The sequence below is a fragment of the Pontibacter virosus genome, from assembly GCF_003096355.1.
Taxonomy (GTDB): Bacteria; Bacteroidota; Bacteroidia; order Cytophagales; family Hymenobacteraceae; genus Pontibacter; species Pontibacter virosus.
Genome location: NZ_QEKI01000004.1, coordinates 168,460 through 185,167 on the forward strand (window position 1 = coordinate 168,460; position 16,708 = coordinate 185,167).

At 49.3% G+C, this 16,708-nt stretch carries 18 protein-coding genes; 5 read left to right on the forward strand and 13 right to left on the reverse strand.

Annotated elements, in window-relative coordinates:
* Nucleotides 1–91: 91 nt before the first annotated feature.
* Nucleotides 92–1,432 carry a hypothetical protein gene (locus tag C8E01_RS07795; protein ID WP_116542806.1) on the forward strand — a complete coding sequence of 447 codons (1,341 nt, stop codon included), beginning with the start codon at nucleotides 92–94 and terminating at the stop codon, nucleotides 1,430–1,432.
* An 88-nt stretch (nucleotides 1,433–1,520) separates the two neighbouring features.
* On the opposite strand, the gene C8E01_RS07800 is transcribed toward C8E01_RS07795, so the two are convergent.
* Complete coding sequence (locus C8E01_RS07800) at nucleotides 1,521–1,916, reverse strand: VOC family protein (RefSeq protein ID WP_116542807.1); 396 nt, start codon at nucleotides 1,914–1,916, stop codon at nucleotides 1,521–1,523.
* A gap of 126 nt (nucleotides 1,917–2,042) precedes the next feature.
* On the opposite strand from C8E01_RS07800, the gene C8E01_RS07805 reads away from it, so the two are divergent.
* Complete coding sequence (locus C8E01_RS07805) at nucleotides 2,043–2,888, forward strand: NHL repeat-containing protein (protein ID WP_243409474.1); 846 nt, start codon at nucleotides 2,043–2,045, stop codon at nucleotides 2,886–2,888.
* A gap of 69 nt (nucleotides 2,889–2,957) precedes the next feature.
* Here the strand turns inward: C8E01_RS07805 and lgt are convergent, their stop codons facing one another.
* The 5 genes from lgt to C8E01_RS07830 all read right to left on the reverse strand — a co-directional run bounded on the left by lgt (nucleotide 2,958) and on the right by C8E01_RS07830 (nucleotide 8,433).
* On the reverse strand, nucleotides 2,958–3,800 hold the full coding sequence (gene lgt / locus C8E01_RS07810) for a prolipoprotein diacylglyceryl transferase (RefSeq protein WP_116542809.1): 843 nt from the start codon (nucleotides 3,798–3,800) through the stop codon (nucleotides 2,958–2,960).
* A 172-nt stretch (nucleotides 3,801–3,972) separates the two neighbouring features.
* The gene (gene nadE / locus C8E01_RS07815) at nucleotides 3,973–5,853 is read right to left on the reverse strand and encodes an NAD(+) synthase (protein ID WP_116542810.1); all 1,881 of its coding nucleotides are present in this window, start codon (nucleotides 5,851–5,853) and stop codon (nucleotides 3,973–3,975) included.
* A 284-nt stretch (nucleotides 5,854–6,137) separates the two neighbouring features.
* Nucleotides 6,138–6,815, reverse strand: coding sequence for a ribonuclease III (rnc, locus tag C8E01_RS07820; RefSeq protein ID WP_243409475.1), 678 nt, complete (start codon nucleotides 6,813–6,815; stop codon nucleotides 6,138–6,140).
* A 66-nt stretch (nucleotides 6,816–6,881) separates the two neighbouring features.
* Entirely contained in the window at nucleotides 6,882–8,135 is a 1,254-nt protein-coding gene (gene fabF / locus C8E01_RS07825; protein WP_116542812.1) for a beta-ketoacyl-ACP synthase II, read from the reverse strand.
* A gap of 61 nt (nucleotides 8,136–8,196) precedes the next feature.
* Nucleotides 8,197–8,433, reverse strand: a complete 237-nt coding sequence (locus C8E01_RS07830; protein WP_007659745.1) for an acyl carrier protein — start codon at nucleotides 8,431–8,433, stop codon at nucleotides 8,197–8,199.
* Between the two features lie 159 nt (nucleotides 8,434–8,592).
* On the opposite strand from C8E01_RS07830, the gene C8E01_RS07835 reads away from it, so the two are divergent.
* Nucleotides 8,593–9,024, forward strand: coding sequence for an IPExxxVDY family protein (locus tag C8E01_RS07835; RefSeq protein ID WP_116542813.1), 432 nt, complete (start codon nucleotides 8,593–8,595; stop codon nucleotides 9,022–9,024).
* A 3-nt stretch (nucleotides 9,025–9,027) separates the two neighbouring features.
* Entirely contained in the window at nucleotides 9,028–10,455 is a 1,428-nt protein-coding gene (gene pyk, locus C8E01_RS07840; protein WP_116542814.1) for a pyruvate kinase, read from the forward strand.
* 550 nt (nucleotides 10,456–11,005) lie between these two features.
* On the opposite strand, the gene rpsT is transcribed toward pyk, so the two are convergent.
* From rpsT to C8E01_RS07855, 3 genes are all read right to left on the reverse strand, one after another.
* Nucleotides 11,006–11,266 carry a 30S ribosomal protein S20 gene (gene rpsT, locus C8E01_RS07845; RefSeq protein WP_116542815.1) on the reverse strand — a complete coding sequence of 87 codons (261 nt, stop codon included), beginning with the start codon at nucleotides 11,264–11,266 and terminating at the stop codon, nucleotides 11,006–11,008.
* Nucleotides 11,267–11,688: 422 nt separating this feature from the next.
* Entirely contained in the window at nucleotides 11,689–12,099 is a 411-nt protein-coding gene (locus tag C8E01_RS07850; RefSeq protein ID WP_116542816.1) for a hypothetical protein, read from the reverse strand.
* A 124-nt stretch (nucleotides 12,100–12,223) separates the two neighbouring features.
* Entirely contained in the window at nucleotides 12,224–12,586 is a 363-nt protein-coding gene (locus C8E01_RS07855) for a hypothetical protein (RefSeq protein WP_116542817.1), read from the reverse strand.
* A gap of 125 nt (nucleotides 12,587–12,711) precedes the next feature.
* On the opposite strand from C8E01_RS07855, the gene C8E01_RS07860 reads away from it, so the two are divergent.
* The gene (locus tag C8E01_RS07860; RefSeq protein ID WP_116542818.1) at nucleotides 12,712–13,665 is read left to right on the forward strand and encodes a YheT family hydrolase; all 954 of its coding nucleotides are present in this window, start codon (nucleotides 12,712–12,714) and stop codon (nucleotides 13,663–13,665) included.
* Between the two features lie 3 nt (nucleotides 13,666–13,668).
* Here C8E01_RS07860 and rsmG read toward each other — a convergent pair whose 3' ends face one another.
* The 4 genes from rsmG to C8E01_RS07880 all read right to left on the reverse strand — a co-directional run bounded on the left by rsmG (nucleotide 13,669) and on the right by C8E01_RS07880 (nucleotide 16,538).
* Nucleotides 13,669–14,301 carry a 16S rRNA (guanine(527)-N(7))-methyltransferase RsmG gene (gene rsmG, locus C8E01_RS07865; protein ID WP_207774877.1) on the reverse strand — a complete coding sequence of 211 codons (633 nt, stop codon included), beginning with the start codon at nucleotides 14,299–14,301 and terminating at the stop codon, nucleotides 13,669–13,671.
* Nucleotides 14,302–14,371: 70 nt separating this feature from the next.
* Entirely contained in the window at nucleotides 14,372–14,605 is a 234-nt protein-coding gene (locus C8E01_RS07870; RefSeq protein ID WP_243409476.1) for a hypothetical protein, read from the reverse strand.
* A 230-nt stretch (nucleotides 14,606–14,835) separates the two neighbouring features.
* Complete coding sequence (locus tag C8E01_RS07875; protein ID WP_007659731.1) at nucleotides 14,836–15,444, reverse strand: RNA polymerase sigma factor; 609 nt, start codon at nucleotides 15,442–15,444, stop codon at nucleotides 14,836–14,838.
* Entirely contained in the window at nucleotides 15,435–16,538 is a 1,104-nt protein-coding gene (locus tag C8E01_RS07880) for a glycosyltransferase (RefSeq protein ID WP_116542820.1), read from the reverse strand. Before C8E01_RS07880 ends, C8E01_RS07875 begins: the two co-directional genes overlap by 10 nt.
* Nucleotides 16,539–16,708 lie beyond the last annotated feature (170 nt).

Sequence of the window (16,708 nt, forward strand, 5' to 3'; positions counted from 1 at the left end):
TATATATAAATTTTAATAAGTTTTATTTAAATTTGTGGCGATAAACCGCTACCAACCTATTTTATATTTCCACCCACTTTACTCTATTCCTATGAGGAGAATTCTCTACTTATCCTTTCTTTTCTGTTTCCTGGCATTTTCTGCGTTCGCACAGAGCAAGATCAATGTCGCGGCTAACTTTCCTGATGCTAAATTCTTTTTGCTCAACGATGCAGACAACAGCACTGTAACTGAGCTTGGCGTCGGAAGTATTGAGCTGAAGCTAAACAAAGACTCCCGTAATCGCATTGCGATCGTGAAAGAAGGCTACGAGCCGGTGATCCGTGAGTTTCCCCGCACCATGAAGTGGGATAAAGAACAGAAGGTGGAGCTGGCTAACCGCCTGATCGACATAAGCGTGGAGCCTTACGACGCGGAAATTTATGTGGACGGTCGCCTGGCTGGCACGAAGCGCATCAACCTGATCGTGGAGAAAGACAAGTTCCTGAACGTGGAAGTAAAGAAGCCTGGCTTTGCACCGCAAACCAAGGTGTACTATAACCAGAAGGACCGGGAAGCGCCTCCTGTAAAAGACTTTTTTGAATTAAAAGATCGCCAGGTGCGCCTGGAGGTAATTCCGGCAGATGCTTCGGTAGCGCTGAACGGGGTGGTAAACGGCCGTGGCAATACCGATGTGAGCGTACCTTTCGGCACGTGCGTAACGGTGACCGTCACAAAAGAAGGATTTGCTGAAGTGGTGCAGGTATACTGCAACAAGCCAGCCACCGACCCGCTTCCTCCACTTCGCAGCCGCGCCTTGCTCGAGGACCGACTGGTGAAAATCACCTCCTCCCCCGCTGATGCCAACATCGAAGTAGCCGGCAAGGTGGTTGGTGTAGGAAAATATGATTTGAAAGTACCTAAGAACGGCTGTGTGGAAGTGCGCGTGACCAAAGACGGTTTCCTGCGCTACATCAAAAACTACTGCAACCAGGAAAACATGCAGGCTCCGGAGCCTACCGAGTTTGTGGAGTTGGCAGTGGACGAGGCCTATACCTCTTCTATTTCTTCGGATATGGCCAATGTGCGCATCACAATCCCTATAAACAAAACCGTAGACCCGGCAGATGCCTGGAGAATATTGAGCTCGATCATCACCAAGCGTTTTGATGTGCTGGAGACGGTGGACTACAATACAGGTTACCTGACCAGCGCCTGGCAGGTGCAAAACTTCAACGGCGCCAACATGATCCGCACCCGTGTGATCGTAAGCAGCGGCGGTAACTCCAACGACCTGACGTATGTGGTGAAGATCGTAAGCCAGCGCCATGAGCGTGAGAACAACACAGCGCGCAACATTAGTGTGAAAGACGATGAAGACTTCAAAGACTGGGGTCGTCTGCTGAAGCGCTACGACGGTCTGATCGAGGAGATTCAGGCGCGACTGCAGTAAGTCATTTCCTTATCTTGAGACACGACAAAGCCCCGGCCAACATGCCGGGGCTTTGTTTATTTACAGGCTATACCTGGGCCGTGAGGTATCAGTCTTTTTCCCACATCCCTTCCATCACCACCTCCAGCAAGTGCTGGTCAGGGTCGCGAAAGTAGAACGACAGGAAGCCACCTCCCCAATCGTACTCCTGCACAACAGGTATACCTGCCTTCTCAACTTTGCTTTTCCAGCCGCCATACTCTTCCCTGCTTACCTCAAAAGCCAGGTGCAGCTGGCCGGAGCCAAAGTGGGGTGGCAGCGTCCCTCCTTTTCTGGAAGCCTCTGCTAAAAAGCAGAGCAGCACCGAACCTCCGGCTCTGAAAAAAATGTGCCGGTCCTTCACCTCCCCGATCACAGGCAGTCCCAACTTTTCATTGTAAAACTGGCGGCTGCGCTCCAGGTCTGCTATGTAAAGGCAGGTTTCTTTTATCTTCTTTATCTCCATCGCTTCGCTTTAAAAACCATAAACCGGCAAAAAAGCAGGTATTTCCAGTTTGTACGCAACCACAGTGCTTTTGCTTTCCGTTATATCATAATGCGTCTACTGCGTTAAAAAACCTCTATGAAGCTCATGCTGAAAATTCTTGCCTTTTTTATACCTGTGCTGGTAGCCCTCTTTTACTTTTTGGGGCGACCTGCCGATACCGTTACCAATTCAGAAGCTGCAACCAGCAAGCTAGTCAGGCTGGCAAAACTTCCTTCCCCAATCAGCGAAAGCTCCGGCGTTGAGTTTATACCTGAACGGGACGCTTATATCACCCATAACGACGCAGGAAATAAACCGCACCTCTACATAGTCGACCGTAAAGGCAAATTAATGGAAACTATCAAATTGAATCTGCCCAACGTGGACTGGGAAGACCTGGCGCGCGACAGTGACGGGAACATCTACATCGCCGATACGGGCAATAACAACAACAAGCGAAAAGAACTGGCCATTTACAAAGTCCAGCTAGACAAACCCGATAAAATAGAGGCCATCCGGTTCACCTACGAAGACCAGAAGGCTTTCCCACCTTCTAAAAAAGACATGAATTATGATGTGGAAGCCATTTTCTGGCATGGTGGCAAGCTATACCTGGTATCGAAGGACAGAGGCATGAAAGAGACAGCCAAGGTATACGAACTGCCGGACAACGGTGGCGAGTACAAGGCCAGGCTGCTAGGCAGTCACAAACTGGGTGTACCGGTGACCGGCGCAGGCAGCAGCGCTGATGGCAGCACGGTGGCACTTGTAAGTGAGGGTGGCTTGCACATTTTCCAAAACGTGAGCGATCCGGCTGCTTTCTACAAAGGCGACTACCAGAAGGTGAATATCAAGCAAGCCGGGCAAACCGAGGCGGTGGCATTTGAAAATGAAAACACCCTTGTGATCACCAGCGAAGACGGTGGCTTGTTCAGGTATAGCCTCAACTAACTGCATGAACCTATTAAAACAGAAACGGCCAGCAATGATTGCTGGCCGTTTCTGTTTCTATACAAAAATTTACTTCCGGGCTACTTCCCGGGCAGGCTTCCCGCCAGGCAGGGCCGGCTTAGGATTGCGCCATACCCTGAAGAGTATGATCAAACCGATAATGATCAGGGGGATACTCAACTGCTGACCGATGTTCAGCGCCATTGTCGCCTCTTTTTCTACCTGCACCTCTTTCAGGAACTCTACCAGGAAACGGAAAGTGAACAGAGCCGTCACGAAAATGCCGAACAGCAAACCCTTTGGCAGTGCCTCTTTGTATTTCTTCCAGAGCCAGTAAAGCAGCACGAACAGCAGGAACACACTGAATGATTCGTATAACTGCGTCGGGTGTCGCGGCACGTGGGAGTATTCGCTCTGACGCACAAATATAAAGCCCCAAGGCAGATCAGTAGGTCTGCCGAAAATCTCAGAATTCATCAGGTTGCCCAGTCGGATAAGTGCGCCACCCAGCGCCACCACGATCACGATCCGGTCCAGCACCCACATGTAATCAAAATGATGCTTGCGGCTGAACAGCCACAAAGCCAGTAGTATACCGATTGTAGCGCCATGGCTGGCCAGTCCGCCTTCCCATATTTTGAGAATCTCGATCGGATTGCTCAGGTAGTACTCAGGCTGGTAAAACAGGGTATGGCCCAGGCGAGCGCCTACTACCGTACCAACGATCATGTACAGGGTGATGATGTCCACATCCCCTTCTGTGCGTCCTTCGGCTACGTAAATTTTGGTCAGGATGCGTTGCCCGAACACAAAAGCCAGCGCGAACAGGAGCCCGTACCAGCGCACTTCAAAAGAGCCAATGGAAAAGATGGAGGGACTTACATCCCAGGTTATATAATTCAGAATGCTCATATACAGCGGTATGGTTCTGCCAAAGTTACAATATTTAGCAAAGCGAAAAAATCAGCATCTGACAGGTATAGGTATTTTTATCCACAGGTATAGCCACAAAATCAAAAGGCACCACACTTGCCTGCGCTCACAGGTGTAGGTTGGTGCCTTTTACAGGTATAAGTTTCTGCTTCTATTTCAGCTTGCTCAGCTCCTCCCGAAATCCACCGCTCAGGATCGGATAACGCAACCAACTGCGCGGGTCCAGGTTGTAGTCGTCGAGGTGGAAGCCCGGGGCGTAGCGCTCGCGTTTCCACTGGTTGCGCGACCACAAGGTATAGAACTTGTGCACATACTCCTTCAGCGATTGAACAGGCGCTACGTTCTCTTTCTCCAGTTGGTCCATCACCTGCTGCGGCGATAGACGGTCGTACCAGGCCAGGCGCTCGATCATATTCAGGATTTCGTATGGCATCAGGTCCTTCTCGTCTGTCTGGTTTTCGGAAGAAGGGCGCAGTTCGGCGGTTGGCTGCAGGTTGTTCACATAGTCCAGCCCCAGATAGCCCAGCTCCTCCTGCATCCAGATCAGGAACTGGCGGATAAAAGCTTTGTCTATACCTGCAATCGGGGAAATACTGCCAGCCGTGTCGCCATCCATGGTGGCGTAGCCCACCGCTGCCTCGCTTCGGTTAGAAGTCGCCAGCAACAAGGCGTTTCTGATATTGGCCAGCATCCAGATGGCAGGAGCCCGCACACGAGCCTGAATGTTCTGCAGGGTCACGTCGTCTTGCTCCCAGGTCAAATCGCGTTCTAAGGCTTTCTCAATTTTAGAGGTATAGCCCTTCACTTCGTCATCGATTGTCCAGTCATAAAATACCGCTCCCAGAGATTCAGCCAGTTCTTTGGCTGAGGTATAGGTGGCGTCAGAAGAATTGACAGTACCCTGATAGGCACAAGTCAGCATTTTGCCTACCAGCTGCTTGACCACCTGGTCTTGCGGCAAGCCCTCAAAATACTCGGCATCTTTGAGCGAGAACATGCGGGCTTTGGTCACAAAGCCGGTCACGCCCAGGCTGTCGACGCCACGGCGCACCATTTCGGCCACGGCCACGGCACAGCACGACGAGTCAGCACCGCCACTCAGCGACAGCACAAAGCCACGGCTACGGCTCTTGCGCATGTAGTCAAACAGTGCCAGACTCAGGGCGGCGATCAACTCGGCGTTTTCGTCTATAGGCGGCAAGTACTCGATTGTTTCAGCTATTTCCGGGTTGGCCCCGAAACTAACCTCAGCACATTCCAGGTCTACATCCTTAAAGCACAGCAGCTCATTTCGGCGAATCAGCTTGCCGTTCTGGGCGATAAGTACTTCCCCGTCAAAGATCACGCGGCCCGACTCATTGCCAAGCAGGTTAGCGTACAGGTAAGCACATTGATATTTTTGGGAGGCTTCTACTACCAGGCGATGGCGCAGGTCCGTCTTGCTCAGAGCAAAGTGGCTGGCGCTTGGGTTCAGGATCAGCTGCACACCCTTCTGCATGTGGCGCTCAGCAGGGCGGTTGGTTCGCCAGGCATCCTCACATATTTCAAAGGCATATTTCACGCCTTTCTCTTCGTACACAAGATCGCCAATCGGGTAGCGCTTCCCCTGCATCTCGAACTCCTCTACCACATTGGCTGGCCATGGTGTGAACCAGCGCGGCTCGTAGTGTATGCCGTCGCGGGCAAGGAACTGCTTGGCCGTAAAGCCCACAATCTCCTTGTTCTTGATAACGCAAGCCGTATTGAAAATATCTTTTCCGATGATCACATGCACGCCCAGGCACACAGTCATGTTATCGCACCACTCTTTTACCTGGAGTAGCTTGTCGAACGTCTCCTCGGCAAACCAGGGGTGCAGAAACATGTCCTCACAGCCATAGCCTGTAATACAAAGCTCAGGCAGCAGCAGAATATCGACATTGCGGGTGCTTGCCTCGATGATAGCAGATCGGATATTGAGCAGGTTGGCTTCCCAGTCGAGCGGGGTCTGATTCAGGGCAGCCCCAGCCAGTATCAGTCTTGTTTCTTCCATAGTGTGTTCTCTAACGCAACAATATGGAAGCAAGTTAAGCTTTGGCGGCCAAATAAAGAACCACTATACCTTGAACAGGTATAGCTAAACACCCTTAGTGCAGATTCAGGTATAGGCCGGGCGCAGTGCCGAACCAGAAATCAGAAATGAAGAATGGAAAAGGATGGAAAGCGAAGCAGCTGTCGTTCGAATAACAGAGGCTTATTTAAAAAGCCAAATTAACAAAGCTGTCAGGACTGTGTTGGCAAACTGCGCGCGCTACCTCCCGCTATTGAGAGACAGCCTTAGCTGATGTTGAGTACATCCAGCGCCTTCTCGGCTGCAGCTTGGTCGGCTTTTTTCTTGGATAGGCCTACGCCAACAGCCACGGGTTTGTCATTGAGGTAGATCTCGCAGGTAAACTCGGTTGTGTTGCCCTGATTCTTGCGGTTTACGATCTCGAACCGGATATCGGCATTCTGGCTTTGCGCCCACTCGATGAGCTTACTCTTGAAGTTAGAGGTGGTGTTGACCAGTTTGTGCAGGTCCACGTGCGGCTTGATGAGTTTCCCCAATATAAACTGTCGGGTTGTACTATACCCTTTGTCCAGATATATCGCGCCAACCAAGGCTTCCAGAGCATTGCCATGCACTGACTTATGTCGGGCGCTCTGTCCGCCTGTGGTATCTACCTTCACCAGCAGGTTAAGGCCGATTTTAATGGCAATATAATTGAGGGACTCACGGTTGACAATCCGTGAGCGCATTTCTGTCATAAAGCCCTCGTCTTCGTAAGGAAATTTCTTGAATAGCAGTTCTGCCACTACCGTTCCGAGTACCGCATCGCCCAAAAACTCCAGCCGCTCATTGGTATCGTGCTTGCTGGCCAGGTTCTGCCGCGCAAAGGACGTGTGTGTGAGCGCCAGTTTATACAGGCGTATATTATCAGGAGTGCTACCAATAATTCCGGCAATGGCGCGCACTAACTCTCTATCTTTGGTAAATAGGCTGTGATAGAAGCGCCGTACCGGTTTTATTGGACCAAACACCTAGTCGATAAATTGACGGAATAAAACGGAAGTATTGTGTCCACCGAAGCCGAACGTGTTGCTGAGCGCTACCTTCACCTCGCGCTCCTGCGCTTTGTTGAAAGTAAAGTTCAGACCTGCGTCAAAGCTCTCATCATCCGTGAAGTGGTTGATGGTTGGTGGCACCAGGCTGTTCTTGATGGCCATGATAGCAGCAATAGCCTCTATCGCACCGGCTGCACCCAGCAAGTGACCTGTCATGGATTTGGTAGAGCTGATGTTGAGCTTGTAGGCGTGGTCACCGAACACAGTCTGAATGGCTTTCACTTCGCTGATGTCTCCAAGCGGAGTGGACGTGCCGTGCACGTTAATGTAGTCTACTTCCTCGGGCTTGATGTTGGCATCACGCAGTACGTTCTTCATCACGTTGAGTGCGCCCATACCTTCCGGATGTGGGGCTGTGATGTGGTAGGCGTCTGCAGACATGCCACCACCGATCACCTCGGCGTAAATCTTAGCGCCGCGGGCTTTGGCATGCTCGTACTCTTCCAGAATGAGGGCGCCTGCACCTTCACCCAACACAAAACCGTCGCGGTCTTTGTCAAATGGGCGGGAAGCCGTCTCTGGCGAGTCGTTGCGCTCTGAAAGGGCTTTCAGGGCGTTGAAGCCTCCTATACCTGCCTCGGTTACGGCAGCCTCTGAACCACCGGTTACCACCACATCGGCCATACCCAGGCGGATATAGTTGAAAGTGTCGATGATGGCGTTGGTAGCAGATGCACAGGCAGAAACCGTTACGAAGTTAGGTCCACGGAAGCCGTACTTAATTGAAATGTGGCCGGCACTGATGTCCGCGATCATCTTCGGGATGAAGAATGGGTTGAATCGCGGTGTGCCGTCCCCGTTGGCAAAGTTCACGCACTCCTCCTGGAAAGTACGCAGACCACCAATACCAGATCCCCAGATTACACCTACGCGGTCGGGATCAAAGTTCCCCTCCACCAGGTTCGCGTCCTGAACCGCCTCGTCAGCCACCACCATGGCGAACTGAGAGAACAGGTCCATTTTACGCGCTTCCTTACGGTCGAAGTAATTTTCAGGATCGTATCCCTTTACTTCACAGGCAAACTGGGTCTTAAACTTACTCGCATCAAAGCGTGTAATAGGCGCAGCTCCACTCACACCATTGGCCAGTCCGTTCCAATAATCTGCAACGTTGTTTCCAAGTGGGGTGAGTGCGCCAAGCCCTGTAACTACAACTCTCTTAAGCTCCATAAGCTGCTAGTAGAGGATAGATAGTAAAATTACTTAATACAATAAGGCAATCGGGGTTATATTACTTTGCGTGCTCTTCCAGGTAGCTGATAGCCTGACCTACAGTGGCGATGTTTTCAGCCTGGTCATCTGGAATAGATACGTTGAATTCCTTTTCGAATTCCATGATAAGCTCTACTGTATCCAGTGAATCAGCGCCAAGGTCATTTGTGAAGCTAGCCTCCGGAGTAACTTCTGACTCTTCAACACCAAGCTTATCGATGATGATAGCCTTTACTTTTTCTGCGATTTCTGACATTTTTTCTTATAGTTTATTAAAACACTGTGCAAAGAAATGTAATTAGGCAGACAATGTCAAAAAAAATTGTGGTATTCATAATGTTATAAAAGTTTTTGCCTTAAAGGTCGTTTTCCGTTGCCATGTTTATAAATTTGCAATTACGCTGTTTGTGAACCCATGAAAACACTGCACCTGGACATTGAGTATGATTTCAGCTTCGCCCTTTTCGGCGTGGTTGCCTCATGCCGTGACTACAAAATGGCCTGGTCGCTCAACCGTCTTCTGGGCCTGAACCTGACCCGACAGCGGGACCTTTGCTACGAAACGACAGATAGGCAGAAGATGTACATCTCTCATTTTGAGCACAACGACACGCACAGCACAGTGCGCCTGTTCCGGAACAAGGCACTGGGGACACTTACTGCTAAAAAGCCCTTTATGCTGCCCGATGTAAAAGAGTATGATTACATTTTGCAAATATCAGGAGCGCTGCAACATTACCTTCACCCGCAGGAACTGCTCAGGAGGCTCCAGAGCCTGCCCCTGATCCAATACACGAAACAATTTGATCCACTTACACTTAAGTACAAGGAACACTTATTATTCTGAATTATGAAGATAGTCTTCAACAAGACCAAAGTACTGGCCACTGTTGGCCCTGCCAGCAATACCTTTGACCGCCTCCTCGCCCTGGTGCAGGAAGGCGTAGATGCCTTCCGACTGAATTTTTCGCACGGGGAGCACGAGGAGCACCTGCAGGTAATTGAGCATATCCGCGAATTGAACCGCCGATTCAACACCAATATCTGCATTGTGCAGGATTTACAGGGTCCCAAGATCCGCATTGGCGAAGTTGAAAACGGTGGCGTAGAAATAAAAGAAGGGCAACGCGTCGTGCTGCGCTGCGACGGCTCGGTTAGCAATCACGAACACTTGGGCACAAGCTATACCGCACTTGCCAAGGACGTAAGCCCAGGCGATACCATTTTGCTGGACGATGGCAAGCTGGAGCTGAAGGTGGTTACCACTGATAATGACTGCCTGGTAGAAGCAGACGTGAAATACGGTGGTGTGGTGAAACCACGCAAGGGCATCAACCTGCCCGATTCTTCGGTATCAGCCCCCTCTATGACGGAAAAAGACATTCGCGACCTGCACTTTGGCCTGGATAACGATGTAGAGTGGGTGGCCCTCTCCTTTGTGCGCAAAGTGGAGGATGTCCTGGAGATCAAGCGCATCATTCAAGAGCGTGGCAAAGATACCCGCGTGATCGCCAAAATTGAGAAGCCAGAGGCTATCCGCAACATCGATGAGATCATTGCTGCATCTGATGCCCTGATGGTAGCACGCGGCGACCTGGGCGTGGAGACAGGCATGGAGCGTGTACCGATGCTTCAGAAAATGATTGTGGAGAAGTGTAACAAGGCCGCCAAACCGGTGATTATCGCTACCCAGATGATGGAGAGCATGATCGTGAACCCGAAGCCTACCAGAGCTGAGACCAACGACGTTGCCAACGCCGTGATTGACGGTGCTGACACCCTGATGTTGAGTGCCGAGACTGCGGTAGGTGCTTATCCGGTTGAGACAATCCGCTCCATGAACTTAACGATCAGCGAGGTGGAGCGCCAGGCTGAGATCTTTAACAAGACGTATATCCTGAACCCACACTCTCAGACTTTCTTCAACGACAGCCTGGTAGCCAATGCCTGCAACTTGGCCCGCGACACCAACGCCCGTGCCGTTATCGGTATGACCAAGTCAGGTTATACGGCCTTCCAGCTGGCAAAATACCGCACCAAAGCTGACATTTTCATCTTCACCGAGAATGAGCGCCTGCTCACCACGCTTAACCTGGTATGGGGTGTTCGCGGCTTCTACTATGACAAGTTCGAGTCTACTGATGCCACGATCGAAGACATCAAGCAAATGCTCCTGAAAGCAGGTTACCTGAACAAAGGGGATGTATTCATTAACACGGCGAGTATGCCGATATACGAGCAGAAACGAACGAACATGATTAAGCTGAGTATCGCTTAAAATAAAAGTGTTCTTTGTAATTCAGGGAATCCTGGGGTCAGTGTAGCGGCCTCAGGATTTTTTGTTTTGGGAGGGGTTTATGCTTGGGGGTTTGAAATTGCTAAAGGTATAGGCAAGATTGCTTTGGGATGATAAGTTTTCTGCCTAGCCATAGGGGCACTTCCATGATGGCGCGAGCGTCTTCGCTCGTGTCTGCTATAGTGGGGCCTCTGGCCCAAGTGTGGGCACAGGATAGGTATAGCTTACTTTGCATCATAGAAGCTGCTATTTCAGGGATAGCAATCTTACTTTGTTGTATAGCTTCGCCTATGCGGCGGTAAATGACAAGAGCGAAAACGGAGAGTTCTCATACCTCCCAGCATAAATTCCACTGATTATGAAATAAGCTAACCAGCTTTCCCTCCCCTGTCCCATCAGCGACACACCAAGGAAAGCTATCAAAAAAGAGCTGTTTAAAGGCAAACAGGGCACCTTCAAACAGCTCTAATAGAAAACACAAAAAGCCTTACACTTGACGTGTAAGGCTTCAGAATGGTATTCCAGCAAAAAACTAGGCTGCAGCCAGGCCGTTAACAAACTTAGCCAGTTTCGACTTGTTGTTAGCAGCTTTGTTTTTGTGGATGATGTTTTTCTTTGCCAGACGGTCAAGCATTGAAGAAACTGTCTTGTACAGTTCTTGCGCCTCAGTTTGGTCAGTAGTGCCTTTCAGCTTTTTGATGAAAGTACGAGTAGTTTTCGCCTGATATCTGTTACGAAGACGTTTCGCGTCGTTAGATCTGATTCTCTTTAATGCCGACTTGTGATTAGCCATGTTATTTTATACTAATTAAAATTTCGTTGCGTATCCTGAATGAGTTTGCAAAGATATATTCTTTGAAATTAAATTCCAAAACCTCCTCGCTATTAAAAATGCCTGACTAAGTATTTATTGCCGCCCCGGAACTATTCCACCGCAAATACTTAACTCAATGCCGATTCAAAATTACACTTATTTAGCCTGAAAACCATGCTACCCCTGCGTTTCTTTCTGTCAGCTGCCTTTGTGCTACTTTTTTTCGCCTGCTCCAGTAATAAAGGGCAACCAGACCACTCCTGCTTCTGTAAAACCAAAGCCCTATGAACTGGCTATACCTGCTACCCTGCCCGGTAATTTTATTATTCCTTTCAATGAGAAAAGCCTGAGTCCACAGCAATTGCCGCAGCCCCAGGCTTAGTCTTCAGCTAAAAATTAGCTTAGTTGTTTTTTCGGTCTACATCCACATCAACATCTACATCACCGATACGCTTCTGCACTTTGTCTTCGGTACGTTTCCAGCTGTCTTTTACTTCTTTCCACTCACGCTTGGCTTCATCGTCCCAGGTATCGCTTTTAGCGTCTAGTTCAGCTTCGCGACGGTTGTATTCAGCTTTCATCTCGCGCCACTCTTCTTCTGATGCTGTTTCAGCACGAGAAGACTGATCGTTCACCCATACCGCGAATTCATCATATTCACGCTCAGCTTCTACGCTGGTTTCGTTCGCTTCTACTTGTGCCTCATCAATCTCACTGTTCGTTTCAGTGCGGGTTTCAGAGTTACAGGCAAAGGTAAATGCACTAACTGTTAGCGCCATACCTAGCATTTTGAGATTTGATTTTATATTCATCGTATAATTATCATTAGTTATACTGCCTTATACGTATTATTACAACACTTAGAATAGTAATATTCAAAGTAAAGCATATAAATGTATAGCGTTTTACTATATATAATTGTATCAGAGCTTACTGTTATCTGTTTTTCAGCTCCGTGTCAAACTCTGGCTCCACTTCAGATGCCCTGAACCGGGTCCCGGATCGGCCTACTGTTTCCTGCCATTGGGCTTGCACCTTCTCCCACTCCGCCTTGGTCTGATCGTCCCAGTCGGCGCTCCGCTTTTCTATGTCGGTTGCTTTGCGGTTATATTCCGCCTCCATCTCATTCCATTCTTCCTCGGTGGCTGTTTCAGCACGCTTGCTGTTCTCTTCTACCCAGGTCGAAAATTCCTCTACCTCTCGATTAGCACTGTGTCGGGTTTCAGAGGAACAAGCCGCGATGGAGCCTGCCAATAGGCAAACCAGTATCCATGTTTTTATATGTCTGATAAACTTCATTGTCTTATGTTCTGTTGGTGTTACAAGAGAGAGTACGTCAAAAGCGGCCCACTGATATGGCGCGAAATATAGAAAGGTCGTAATTTTGAATTTTTCGTATTAATTAAAAAATACCCTTTTACCTGATGCCCATTCTACCGTCACAGCACAAACCGCCTTTTTACCTCTTCAACGGGCATATCCAGACGATTGTGCCCAGCTTGTTCAGGCAGGTAGAAGGCGTGAGCTACCACCGCGAACGGCTGACCACTCCCGACGATGATTTTATAGACGTCGACTGGTCGCGCGTTAAATCCCGATCACTGGCTGTCCTTTCCCACGGCCTGGAAGGCGACTCGCACCGGCCCTACATCATGGGAATGGTGAAAGCATTGAACGAACGTGGTATAGATGCACTGGCCTGGAACTACCGCAGTTGCAGCGGTGAGCCAAACAAGCTCCTCCGCTCCTATCATCTGGGCGCCTCCGACGACCTCGACTTTGTGGTGCGCCATGCACTGGAAAGAGGAAATTACGAAACCATATACCTGGTCGGGTTTAGTGCCGGCGGCAACATTAGTTTGAAGTATTTGGGAGAAGACCCGGCGCAGGTGCCAGCCGAAGTAAAGCGGGCGTCCGTTTTCTCAGTGCCCATCGACTTAAAGAGCTCTGCGAAGCGCATTTCCAAAATCTATACCCAGCGCTTCTTAAAATCACTGGGACAAAAACTGGAACAGAAAAAAGAGATGTATCCGGATGCCCTGGATCTCAGCAACTACAGTCTGTTCTGGTCTTTCCCAGAGTTCGACGACAAGTACACGGCCCCACTGCACGGTTTCGAAAATGCAGAGGATTACTACAAGCGCTCCAGCAGCAAGCAGTTTCTGAAAAGCATACAAGTGCCAACGCTACTCGTCAATGCCCAAAACGACCCGTTCCTCACAAAATCCTGCTTCCCTTTCGAAGAGGCAGATGCCAACCCATACCTATACCTCGAAACACCTGCAGGAGGCGGCCACGTGGGCTTTGCCGAGGATTTCAGGAATGATGTTTATTACTCAGAGGCCAGAGCTGTGCAGTTCTTGTTGGAGGGAGAGTAGCCGCTACGGCATCGGCACCACCACCACCTTCTTGGTCTCAAAAAACTCCTCAGTAAAGTAGTCTTTCAGGTCGTATACCTTCGTGATCAGGCCGGACTCGGCTATCTCTTCTTCCAGATCGCCGCCTTTGAGGTAGTAGATGCCCTTGTCAGGTATAGCTTCTCTCTTAAAACTGTTCATCACCCAAGGGTAAAAATTGGCCAGTCGGGTAACGGCGCGGCTTACCACGAAGTCGAACTTCTCGCGCACTTGCTCGGCGCGGGTGTGGGAGGCGGTTACGTTCTGCAAATGCAACTCGCGGGCAATCTCCTGTACTACGTGTATCTTTTTCCCGATCGAGTCCACCAGGTGGAACTTCACATCCGGAAACATAACAGCCAGCGGCAAGCCGGGCAGTCCGCCACCTGTGCCGACATCCAGCACATGCGCCTGCGCCGGAAACTGAATTACTTTGGCTATACCCAGCGAGTGCAGGATGTGGTGCTCGCCGATGTGCTCCATATCCTTGCGCGAAATCACGTTGATCTTCTCATTCCACTCACGGTACAGTTCGGCCATGCGCTCATATTTATCGAGCTGGTCTTCGGTAAGCTCCGGAAAGTAACCTGACAAAAGTATGCGGATGGAGATGGACATGGTTGAGTTTAAGAGTTTAGGAATTTAAGAGTTTGAAAGTTGAGTAGTAATAATACAGCTCGTTCTCTTTCTAACTTAGAACAAGGTATAGTATACCTGCCAGCACAGCGACTACAACCACTACGGCAAGGGCCATAAAGAGGTCGAACAGGAGCACCAGGCCGGCGTTGCGGTACTGGCCTTCGTACTTGCGGTCCAGCTCCTGTTGGGCTTCTTCAGTGCCTCTGTGGCGCAGGTATAAATGCAGTTTGCCCATTCGCACCAGGATGGCTTCGCTCAGGTTTCGCATGGTCTGTGTTTGCAAGGTATAGCGGTTCTTCTTCTAGTGCCCTATTGTAGCTACAGGAACTGCAAAAATAGGAAATAAGTCTGGAAATCAGCCCAAAAATAGAGCCCCCGCCGCACAAAGCAACAGGGGCTCTAAAAACGCAATCAATATTTTTTGCTTGGTTAAATTGCTGCATGGTTAAATAGTTAGTCCACAGAACGATTCCTCATTTCCGAACAACAATTTAACCATCAACAATTTAACAATTAAATCAAGTGCTTCTTATTCTTCACCATGTCATAGAGCAACTCGCGGGCGCGGTGCAACTGAGCTTTCACGGTGCCGAGCGGAGCGTTTAGTTCAGTGGCAATCTCTTCGTACGACAGTTCGTTGAAGTAACGCAGTGTTACGAGGCGCTGGTACTTCTCTGGCAGCTTGGCTACCACGTACTGCATGATCTCGATCTTCTGGTTCTTGATCGCCTCTTCCTGCGGGTTCAGGTTCTTGTCCTTAAAGTCGATCGTGATCTCGTCGCCGTTGTCGATCTTAATAGCTGAGTCGATGCTCATCGTCTTGATGCGGTTCTTGCGGATAAAGTCGATGCAGTTGTTGGTGGCGATACGGAACAGCCAGGTACTGAAAGCGTACTCCGGGTTGAATTTATGCAGGTTACGAAAAGCCTTAGCAAAAGCCTCTATGGTCAGGTCCTCAGCGTCGTCGGCGTTGCGCACCATCTTGAGAACCACGTGGTATACCGGCTTCTTGTATATGCTCATCAACTCAGCATAAGCTTTCTCGTCGTTTTCTTCAACAGCCGCCTGTATCAGCTTGAAATCGTGCTTCGCTTTTGCGGAGAATTGTTTGTTTACTTCCATCTGATTCGTTTGTTCAATACTACGGATACCCCAAGGAGCAGGTAACTAAAAAAATAAGCAATATCGAGCAGCGGCAACAACGGCAAAGAAACACCTTCGTCTAATCTGCGCGCCACACTTACATAGATCGGAAACACAGCCAGGTAGCGGATTCCGACAAGAGCGGCCAATATAGTCAAATGGCTATTTAGAACAAGAAGAATAATTACCAGTGTGTAAAAAAGAATATTGGATGAAATAAAAGTCCCTATCCTTCCTTTGTCTGCTGCATTGTACTGCCTGCCGGCGGCCATGTGCCTTCTTTTTTGTACCAGCCATTCCCGAAACGTCTTTTTGGGAATGCTGACTGTTTGCCCTTCCTTGCTGATAACAATGCTTGCTTTACTATTGTTGACGGCATCTCTGACAAATAGGTCATCGTCGCCGCCGGTAGTCTTGATATGAGATGCAAACCCTTTGTTTCTAAAGAAACATGACTTAGTATACGATAAGTTTCGGCCAACGCCCATGTACGCGTGTCCTTTGTTTGCATGAGACAGATACTGAATTGCGGTCAGTAAGGTTTCATATCTGATAAGATGATTAAGGAAACCACCCAGCTTTTTATAGGGCGAATAACCAATAACTAAGTCAGCACCAGCAGCATAGCCACTTTGCATTTTTTCAATCCATCGCTCACTGCAAGGTCGGCAGTCCGCATCTGTGAACAGCATGTGTTCGTATTTGGCGGCACGTATACCTAAGGCTAACGCATATTTCTTCGGATTAAGGTACTCCGGTGTTTTTTTAATTGTCACCACCCGGAAATTCGGAAACTGGCGCTCGAGCTCATACACGTAAAACTCCGTGTCATCGTCAGAGCGGTCGTTCACCAGGATGATCTCATACTCGGGGTACTGCTGGTCAAGCAGCATGGGCAGGAGTTCAAACAGGTTGTCCTGCTCATTATGCGCCGCCACAATCACCGACACAGGCCGATGGGTGTCCGGTTCCGGGTCCTTATACCTGCTCAGCGGCAGGAAGTAAAACAAAGCATAGTATAGCTGTACCAGCACGCAAAAAGCCAGCACCGCCAGGAGTATAAGTGGAATCAAATTATTTAATTGTTGAGTTGTTGATGGTTAAATTGTTGAAAGCACAATACACCAGACCGCACATACCGCTACAACCTATCTAACAACCAAAAATAGGTATAATTAAGCCATTTACGAACATCTTCATGATTTAATAATTGTTTATGTTTTGTGGGTGTGCACTGTGTATC

Excerpts from the sequence above, each read along its gene's own strand:
- C8E01_RS07795 (WP_116542806.1), top strand. The coding sequence starts at position 92 with ATGAGGAGAATTCTCTACTTATCCTTTCTTTTCTGTTTCCTGGCATTT.
- C8E01_RS07800 (WP_116542807.1), bottom strand. The coding sequence starts at position 1,916 with ATGGAGATAAAGAAGATAAAAGAAACCTGCCTTTACATAGCAGACCTG.
- C8E01_RS07805 (WP_243409474.1), top strand. The coding sequence starts at position 2,043 with ATGCTGAAAATTCTTGCCTTTTTTATACCTGTGCTGGTAGCCCTCTTT.
- lgt (WP_116542809.1), bottom strand. The coding sequence starts at position 3,800 with ATGAGCATTCTGAATTATATAACCTGGGATGTAAGTCCCTCCATCTTT.
- nadE (WP_116542810.1), bottom strand. The coding sequence starts at position 5,853 with ATGGAAGAAACAAGACTGATACTGGCTGGGGCTGCCCTGAATCAGACC.
- fabF (WP_116542812.1), bottom strand. The coding sequence starts at position 8,135 with ATGGAGCTTAAGAGAGTTGTAGTTACAGGGCTTGGCGCACTCACCCCA.
- C8E01_RS07830 (WP_007659745.1), bottom strand. The coding sequence starts at position 8,433 with ATGTCAGAAATCGCAGAAAAAGTAAAGGCTATCATCATCGATAAGCTT.
- C8E01_RS07835 (WP_116542813.1), top strand. The coding sequence starts at position 8,593 with ATGAAAACACTGCACCTGGACATTGAGTATGATTTCAGCTTCGCCCTT.
- pyk (WP_116542814.1), top strand. The coding sequence starts at position 9,028 with ATGAAGATAGTCTTCAACAAGACCAAAGTACTGGCCACTGTTGGCCCT.
- rpsT (WP_116542815.1), bottom strand. The coding sequence starts at position 11,266 with ATGGCTAATCACAAGTCGGCATTAAAGAGAATCAGATCTAACGACGCG.
- C8E01_RS07850 (WP_116542816.1), bottom strand. The coding sequence starts at position 12,099 with ATGAATATAAAATCAAATCTCAAAATGCTAGGTATGGCGCTAACAGTT.
- C8E01_RS07855 (WP_116542817.1), bottom strand. The coding sequence starts at position 12,586 with ATGAAGTTTATCAGACATATAAAAACATGGATACTGGTTTGCCTATTG.
- C8E01_RS07860 (WP_116542818.1), top strand. The coding sequence starts at position 12,712 with ATGCCCATTCTACCGTCACAGCACAAACCGCCTTTTTACCTCTTCAAC.
- rsmG (WP_207774877.1), bottom strand. The coding sequence starts at position 14,301 with ATGTCCATCTCCATCCGCATACTTTTGTCAGGTTACTTTCCGGAGCTT.
- C8E01_RS07875 (WP_007659731.1), bottom strand. The coding sequence starts at position 15,444 with ATGGAAGTAAACAAACAATTCTCCGCAAAAGCGAAGCACGATTTCAAG.